The organism is Flavobacteriales bacterium TMED191 (assembly GCA_002171975.2).
In the GTDB taxonomy this organism is placed as follows: Bacteria; Bacteroidota; Bacteroidia; order Flavobacteriales; family TMED113.
The window spans coordinates 18576-28270 of record NHIO02000041.1 but is presented as its reverse complement, the minus strand read 5'-3'; the positions used below and the strand labels follow the sequence as shown (position 1 = coordinate 28270).

Genomic DNA, 9695 nt, shown 5'->3' with positions numbered 1-9695 from the left:
ACTGTACCATTATCTGTTACAGTCACTGCTGCACCTGACCAACCGTCACCCCAAGAATCAAACATGTTTAATGTTGCTACTACTGAGTTAGCTGCTAAACAGTTACCATCACAATCAAAACCTGCTGATGGAAGATCACAAGAACCATCGTCAAATGTTGCATCCATATTATAGTTACATGCTGCTGCATCCATACATCCTGCTACACCACATGAACCAACTATAAATGAAAATGATGCTCCATCTGCTATTGTATAAATAAGACCGTCGGAAGCATCGCCTATAGTCATTGTATTTCCATTCCATCCATCTCCCCATGAATCAACTAGAGAAATAGTATAGTTATCTGGTAATGTTAAACACTCTGCATATGGAGCGCCTCCTGAAGCTACTACGTTTCCATCACAATCTGAAATTGTCCAAGAAACTTCACTCTGGAATGAACCTCCATCTACTACAACTTCTGTTCCTTCACATGTTGGCACTGGATCAGCACATGAACATCCACATACAGCACCTAATGTACCACCGAAATCAGCAAATGCACCATCAGCAAATCCTGTTCCATCCCATGCACATGCTTGCTCATAAGTATATCCATATGATGCCATCATAAATGCGACAACACCTTCACAGTTATTAATACCGAATGTACCGAAGATACCATCTATAACTGCATTGTTATTTGTTCCTGAACCTGCACATACTAATGGGTCTCCTGCACAGTCATATCCTTCTGCTGCTGCTGGGTTTCCACAGCCACAACCTAAGTCATATGCACAATCTGCTTCTTCACCAAAGTTACACGCAGTATCATCTTCACATGTTGATACTGGTGCTGGATCTGGACATGTACATCCACAAAGATCTCCAGCTGTTGTTCCTGCTGGTAACTCAGTAGTAAATACTGACATATCTGTTGAACATTCTACTCCTAATAATCCATTAAGTGTTGGTAAACCATCTGCACAACCATTTACTATAACAGCACCTTGAGAAACTGCTGCTACTAAACTTGCAACTAGTGCATCTTGGTCAGAACCTGTTCCCATACAACATGAACCATCATCTGTATTAGCATCTGCATTATAGTTAGCTGCCATTTCATCTGTACAACCTTCTACTATTGGGTCTGGACATGCACATCCACAAAGATCTCCAGCTGTTGTTCCTGCTGGTAATGATCCTGTTGGATCAAAACCTGAAACATCAGTTGTACATTCTATACCTAGTAAACTATTTAATGCTACTAAACCATCTGCACAACCATTTACTATAACAGCACCTTGTGAAGCACCTGCTACGATACCTGCTACAAGTGCATCTTGATCAACACCTGTTCCCATACAACATGAACCATCATCTGTATTAGCATCTGCATTATAGTTAACTGCCATTGAATCTGTACAACCCAGTACTTCTGGGTCTGGACATGAACATCCACATAAATCTGCAGCTGTTGTTCCTGCTGGTAATGATCCTGTTGGATCAAAACCTGAAACATCAGTTGTACATTCTATACCTAATAAACTATTTAAAGCTACTAAACCATCAGCACAACCACTTACTGTAACAGCACCTTGTGAAGCACCTGCTACAATACCTGCAACTAATGCATCTTGATCAACACCTGATCCTACACAACCACCTTCATACTCACATGTACCATCATCTACTGTTGCCATAGCATCATAGTTTGTAGCTGTTGAATCCATACAACCTGGAACATCTGTATCAAACTCACATGGGTCTGAATCATCACCATCATTTTCCCATAGTCCAGTATCTGGATTATATACATTTGGAGATAATTCTCCATATGGATCATCAAATGATCCGTTAAATACGTAATTAGAGCCATCTGGATCTAAACAAGGACAACCGTATCCTATATCATATCCATCTGCTGCTCCATCACCGTCTGTATCATATGTTCCGATACCTGAATCCCAGTCTGTTTGACCTTCACAGAATCCATCTGCATCATCACAGTCACTTCCACCATCACCTACTAATAACTCACCTCCTACTTCAGACCACTCTAAAGCAAGACCAGCTGACCAGTCTACTACATATAGTCCAAATACTTCGAAACCATATAAATGCCATGCTACTTGTGACTCATCAGTTCCNCCTCCTGTCTCTATCACGTAACATCCCCATGCCATATCAGCAGGGAAACATGCATCTGCAGTTCCCATTTCACCTGAATCAAATGTAAATGGACCTGCACCTTCAACTGGCTCTCCTGTTACCCAATCAGTAACTTGGAAGAAGTTTCCATTCCATCCATCTGCATTACCTGATAAATCATACATATCTACTACGAACTCAAGACCTGTACATTGACCATCACAATCGAAATTTGCTGGTGGATATTCACAGTTATCCGATGAAACTGTTGCATCCATATCATAATTACATGCTGCTGAATCCATACATCCTTCAATCGCACAGCCAGCCTCAAAAGAAGCGTTTGAACCGCCTGAAAGAACTTCAAAAGCACCATCTAATATTGTAATAGTCCAAGAAACTTCTGAATCAAAAGAATCACTTGTTACAGAAACTTCTATACAAGAACTTCCTGCTGTAACACCATCTGATACGCAGAAATCTACAGAACCCTCAGATCCTGCTGATAAAGAAGCTCCATCAAGTACAACTGTACCATTATCTGTTACAGTCACTGCTGCACCTGACCAACCGTCACCCCAAGAATCAAACATGTTTAATGTTGCTACTACTGAGTTAGCTGCTAAACAGTTACCATCACAATCAAAACCTGCTGCTGCACTAACACATGAACCATCATCTAAAGTTGCATCCATGTTATAATTACACGCCGATGAATCCGTGCAACCTAAAACACCACATGAACCAGAGAAAAATGTAGCTGCTGCTCCATCATCATTAGTAGCATCTAATGTATAAGAAGCATCTCCTATTGTCATTGTATTACCATTCCATCCATCTCCCCAAGAATCAACTAAANAAATTGAATAGTTATCTGGCAAATCAACACATCCTGCATATGGAGCGCCTCCTGAAGCTACTACGTTTCCATCACAATCAGCAATTGTCCAAGAAACTTCTGTTTGGAATGAACCGCCGTCAACAACGACAGATGTTCCTGCTAAACAGTTTCCATCACAGTCAAAGNCTGCTGCTGGAATAACACAAGTACCATCATCAAATGTTGCATCCATGTTATAGTTACATGCTGCTGCATCCATACATCCTGCTACACCACATGAACCAACTATAAATGAAGCTGCTGCTCCATCATCATTAGTAGCATCTAATGTATAAGAAGCATCTCCTACTGACATTGTATTACCATTCCATCCATCTCCAAATGCATCAGCTAAAGAGATAGTATAGTTATCTGGTAATGTTAAACACTCAGAATATGGAGCACCACCTATAGCTACTGTATTTCCATCACAATCTGAAATTGTCCAAGAAACTTCAGATTGCCAAGAACCTCCACCTACTGTAACTTCTGTTCCATCGCAAGAAGCTGGAGCAGCTCCTATGGAAAAGGGACCAAATACACCAGCAGTGTATCCAGATTCGCCAGCAAATGACCATCCGTAACCATAAGCTATATCATAATTATAGCCATTTGATGATACATCAAAAGTGTAGTCACCTGGAGCTAAACAAAATGTTTCATCAAATGAAGACCAAGCTCCAGTATCTGAAGGACCTGAAGCTACTATATTGCCATCTGCATCTGAGATTAAATATGTAGCACCCCACCAACCATCTGCATAAGTTTCAGAAGTTAGAGAGATAGTTGTGTCAACACAATCATCTTGTGCCGTTACAACATTAAAGCAACAAAAACATAGTAATGTTGCCAAAGAAAGTAAATAATTTTTCATCGGTAAAAAATATTAGTTAATAAATAATTAATTTTCATATATAAATAGTATAACAGAATTACGACGTCNCCAATTTANNACGNAACAGAGGTAAAAACTACGTAATTACGAGTAAAATGGGGGTCTAATTCTATTTATTCNTTGTACAATTTCGNAAATATTTTTCTAAATTCCAAGAATAATTAACTATTATTTGTTAATAAATTCACGTTATGGCGATAAAATTGAATTGTAATTTGAATTATGAAAGATATGCTCAAAAAAAAGATTATTTTTAAAAAGTGAAAAAAACAGCACTTATAATATTAGATGGTTGGGGGCATGGCAATAAAAGCTCTGAAAATGCTATTCTTCACTCTAAAACCCCCTTTGTTGATAGTCTTTATAAGAAATATCTAAACTCAGAACTCATTACTCATGGTGAAGATGTTGGGCTCCCACCTAAACAAATGGGAAACTCTGAAGTAGGTCATCTAAATATAGGGGCCGGAAGAGTAGTATATCAAAATTTAGCTAAAATAAATAACGATATCAAAAAACAACGACTAGAACAAAATCCTAATCTATTAGACGCAATACATAAAGCTAAAAATAAAGCCATTCACATTATGGGACTTTTATCTGACGGGGGTATCCACTCTCACATATCGCATTTAAAAGCTTTATGTAATATTATACTTGACAGTAATGTGTCACATATATATATACATGCATTTACTGACGGAAGAGATACTGATCCAAAATCTGGAAAAAAACATGTTGAAGAATTTTTAGAATTTACAAAAAACAAAAATATTTCTATTGCATCACTAATTGGAAGATATTACAGCATGGATAGAGATAAAAGATGGGAACGAACTGCGTCAGCGTATCACCTATTAGTAAACGGAGTTGGTACAAAAACATCAAACTTAACTGAAAGCATAAAGAAATCCTACAAAGATAATATCACTGATGAGTTTATATTACCTCTAGTAAATATTGATTCCAATAATCAACCAATAGCCACAATTAAAGAAAACGATGTCGTAATATGTTTTAACTTTAGATCTGATAGATGCAGACAAATTGTTAACGCACTAACACAAATAGATATACCACAATATAGAATCAACAGCTTAAATATTGATCTATATACTATGACCAACTATGACGAAACACTAAAAGATGTTAAGGTATTATACGAAAAACAAAACTTAAAAAACACACTAGGAGAAGTGATTTCACAAAATGGTTTAACACAATTAAGAATTGCTGAAACAGAAAAATATCCTCATGTAACATTTTTTTTCTCAGGAGGAAGAGAGAAAAAATTTCAAAATGAATATAGAAAACTAATTGAGTCTCCTAAAGTAGCTACTTATGATCTGCAGCCTGAAATGAACGCAGAGAAAGTAACAAATACATACATAAAAGAAATCCAAACTACTAAACCTGACTTCATATGTCTTAACTACGCCAACCCTGACATGGTTGGGCATACAGGAAATTACAAGGCTGTAACCAAAGCAATAGAAAAGGTTGATTCATGTCTAAAAAAAATTGTTGAAAAAAGTTTAGTAGAGGATTATGCATTAATAATAATTGCAGACCATGGAAATGCAGAAATCATGAAAAATAGTGATGGCACGTCTAATACTGCACATACTACTAATAAGGTTCCCTGTTTTATTATAAATAGTAATCATCAAAAGATAACAAACGGTAGGCTATGTGATATTGCCCCCACAGTTTTAAAAATAATGGATCTAAATCAGCCAAATGATATGTCTGGAGTGAGTCTTTTAGACTAATGAAATAATAACAAGCTACCTGTTCGCTGCCTACCCTCACTATTATTATGAGGTGTTCCAAAAATTGACTCAGTAAAATTAGAGACGTTATAATCATCAGTATTATTAATAGTATTACTATATGTGAAAATATAATAATATACTCCCTCGCTGCATTTCTCTCCATACTGTTGAAAATGTGTGCCGTCCCAACAATCCGATTCAAAATTAGCGCAAGGCGTATAATCTGATGCCCTAAACACAATCTCGCCCCATCTATTAAATATCTCTAAACTAACTGGTGTAGATAAGTCGCCGAAATCTACCCAAAAGAAATCATTATTTCCATCACCATTAGGTGTAAAAGCAGTAGGCATAATACAATCATCAATTGTCACCAGTATTTCATATGGAATTGATTCATTTTGACATGAATCTGTGATCTCCACCATGTAAGTATACTCATATGGTGTGTATGGCGGAGATGTTGCAATTGTTTGACTTGCATCAGGCAACCAATTATCATTACTCCAAGGCAGGTATGGAGCAGGAGAATTAGTTGGAACACCATCCAGATACCACTGAAATGTAAATGGAGGCAACCCACCTTCGAAAACTAAATTTATCTCACTATTATCTCCATAACATGCTGAAACTTCATTGGGCGGCCAAATAACCTCAAAGTCTTCAACACTAAGCCCTTCAACTGTTATTGTAGAGGTCTCACTATATCCACAATTATCAGTAACAGTAAAAGTAGCTTGATTTACGCCCTCTTGAACATCAATTGAAATAGAACTAGAATTTACGGATTGATTTAAATAAGTCCAAGATGTTTCATAAGGCGGAAAACCACCGCCTATACTTGCGCTGAGATCCAATAATTGACCTACACATACAGTCTCATCGCTAGGCATAGCAATCTCTATACTAGAATAATTATTAATTAAAATAGCTATTGGATCCTGTGGCACGCAGTCGGTTGCAAAGGGAAATTCAAAAATAATTTCTTCAGCCCCTTCATTTAAAATATCCATTAATGGTGTGATTTCAACGTCAATTGTATTTTCGCCAGCAGGAACAGTAATAAAGTTGTCTATTTCAACAATGTCCATACCATTAACAAAAGTTGGGGAACCTACTATATTAAAATAAAACGTCGTATCATTAGGATATGTATAGGGCATCTCGAAAGTTAATATACTAGAGCCACATCCCTCATATAATTCAGACGGATTACTGTAATCTAAAGAACTTAAAATTACAGTTGGAGTTAATTCAATTATGCTATAATTAATGTCTTGCTGAGACACATTCCCACATTGATCGTTAACAACAAAAGAGTACAAGCCTGGATCTAAATCATCTGTTGAAAGGTCTAGATCTGACGTTATTAATTGATCATCAAAATACCAACCATAATTTATATTTCCCAATCCCCCACTATAGAAACCCTCCAAAGATGCAACGTCATTTTCACACAAAACAAGCTCATCATCAATATCAACAACTAAATTAGGACTATCATAAATTTGAACTATAATTTGGTTTGGCCAATCCGAACATTCATCAATAAAAGGAAAGTCAAAAATAATAGTTTCAAGTCCCTCTTCTTGGTCATCAACAATAATACTTAATGGGATTGAAACCATTTCTTCTCCAGCAGGGATAAGCACAGTATTGGTTTCAATATCATAATCTTCTGAGTTTGCTGAACCTGAAATTTCAAATTCAAGTATAACGTCCTGATCCTGTACAACTTGTGTATTAAATTGAAGAACACTTTGAAAACAGCCCTCTGGAAGCAAAAGAGGGTCTAATACATCATACGAAATAATTTCCACATAAGGCGCAAGCTCAATAAATGATACATTAACTTGAGTCGCGTCAATATTCCCACAAGCCTCCTCCACAATCACTTGGTACAAACCTTCTCCGGTTAGTTGACTTAAAATCTCTTGATTAGAAATTACCTCACCATTGTAAAACCAAGTGTAATTATAAGGAGGTACTCCTCCAACTACTTGTGGTTCTAAAATAATATTTTCTAGATCTTCCTGGCAGACATCTATATCCTCTGCTTGAGAATTACACGGGATTTCTAAAATAATTCTTCTTTCAACAAAAGCAGGTGCATCATTCCAAAATCCAGGAAAATCAGAATTTATTGAAAATACCTCTACCCCATTTTCACCAGCTCCGCCATTTGGTTCTCCATCAACCCAATTAGTATATGTTACGGATTCCCCTGTTGTCCATGTGAAATTTCCTTCATCATCATAATCGTTGAGTCCGATCCAATAATTATAGGGGGAACCACTAGCAATACTTGTCATTGCAAGATTAAAAACGAAATTTTGCTCCTCCTCAGAATTTATTGAAACAAGATTTCCTCCTAAATTATTACAAATACTATTTGCATCTTGCCAGGTTGCAATTTCGCTAGAAACATAATATCCGATTCCATCTAGTACACCCAAAAATATAAATCCCTCTAAATCTTGACAATCTTCGCCAATGCCTAAAGAAACACTCAAAGCTTCATTCTCAACAATGACATTTGTTGATTCCTCAAACAACTGATCCAAGCAATCATCTATTACACTTAAAGAATAAGTTGTAGACTCTGCAGGAAACTGTTCTATTGATACTACTCCTTCCTCATTCAATTCACCTGAATCAATAATTAATCCAGATTGATCATACCAAGTGTAAATATAAGGCGGATAGCCCCCTTGAACTGATGCTTCAATTAAAGCGCTTCCTGTACAATTCATATTAATTTGACTGGGTATATCTATATCAAGAGGTTCTTGGTCCAAAATTATTATTTCAATTGTTTGTACTGTCACATCTTCACAAGCAACAGGTACTCCTGACACAGTAATATTTAAAGACTCCTGGCCTTCATTGATATTGTCGTAAAATATTTCAATCGGAATTACAATCTGTTCTTGAAAAGCTGGTAACAGAATTTCTGTTGGCAACTCCTGATAATCAACTCCATATAAAGCGTCTCCAGAGTAATCCAAAGTAACATTTAGATCCATACTTAAATCACCGCCTCTATCAAATTGAATAGCTACTTCTCCGCATCCTTCTAAAACTCCATTCTCAACGTCTAATACTAGTCCTAATTCTGTATTTGGAACAGTGCTAATTTCAACTTCAGGACTCGCAAAACTATTTGCTTCTAAAAAAACTGCAGAATTTAAAGCAGTATCAGAAGCATCTGCTATGGCTAATTTTATATGATAGGTTTCACCACATATCAAATTATTATATTCTGCTATAAATGGTACTGTGAAACCATTAATGCCAAAGACAGTGGCTTGCGCAGAATTATCGATCCAATAAATACTGTAATCTTGCCAATTAGGATCTATATCAGCACATGTTTGTGCATTTCCACCACCAGTTGGGGAACCAGAATTAACAGTGTTGACAGCAACAGGAGTAGTTGTATACACACCCGCATTATTAGGGTCAGGTATATATGCTAAATTAACTCCATTGTTACTATAAGGTCCATTAATACCTGGACCACTTAAAAAAAACCCAAAAATATCATTAAATTGAGTACAAGTATATCCTGAATACTCTGAAGAACCAAAAACATAATTAAAAGCCATACTTTCTGACTCTGCAATAAAATCAAATTCTAAAATAGTAACATTATTGACCGGCCAAGATAAATTAATAGCATTTAAGGCAAGTTCTAAATCAGGTTCCCCACTAACACCAGATCCAACGCCAAAACCATTTGAAACAAATTCGATTCCACCAGTAGAAAGAACAACACCCTCATCGAATCCAATATTTGAATTAAAACCATCAAAATAACCAATACCATTTGCAAATCCAACTGAAGTAAAGTTTGATGCATCAATACCGTCTCCAAGAAGAACATTAGTTACAATAGATTGCTCTGTATCAAAGGGAGGATTATTTGTAGTCACAAGTTGTGCATGTGTAAAATAAAAACACATAAACAAAAGTAAAACTACATTATGTATATAAGTTCGAACCTCCATAT

At 36.4% G+C, this 9695-nt stretch carries 3 protein-coding genes; 1 reads left to right on the top strand and 2 read right to left on the bottom strand.

Annotated features, from left to right (window positions below; genetic code table 11):
• Window positions 1-3887, bottom strand: a 3887-nt coding sequence (locus tag CBD51_004945) for a hypothetical protein (GenBank protein RPG58581.1), incomplete at its 3' end; no start/stop codon positions are given.
• 299 nt (window positions 3888-4186) lie between these two features.
• Here CBD51_004945 and CBD51_004940 point away from each other — a divergent pair.
• Window positions 4187-5680 (top strand): 2,3-bisphosphoglycerate-independent phosphoglycerate mutase, encoded by a 1494-nt coding sequence (locus CBD51_004940; GenBank protein RPG58582.1) that lies wholly within the window; start codon window positions 4187-4189, stop codon window positions 5678-5680.
• Here the strand turns inward: CBD51_004940 and CBD51_004935 are convergent.
• A complete protein-coding gene (locus CBD51_004935; protein RPG58580.1) occupies window positions 5677-9693 on the bottom strand; it encodes a hypothetical protein in 4017 nt (1338 codons plus the stop codon). The genes CBD51_004940 and CBD51_004935 overlap by 4 nt on opposite strands.
• Window positions 9694-9695: the final 2 nt, after the last annotated feature.

Coding starts and splice junctions, on each gene's coding strand:
- CBD51_004935 (RPG58580.1), bottom strand. CDS start 9,693: ATGGAGGTTCGAACTTATATACATAATGTAGTTTTACTTTTGTTTATG.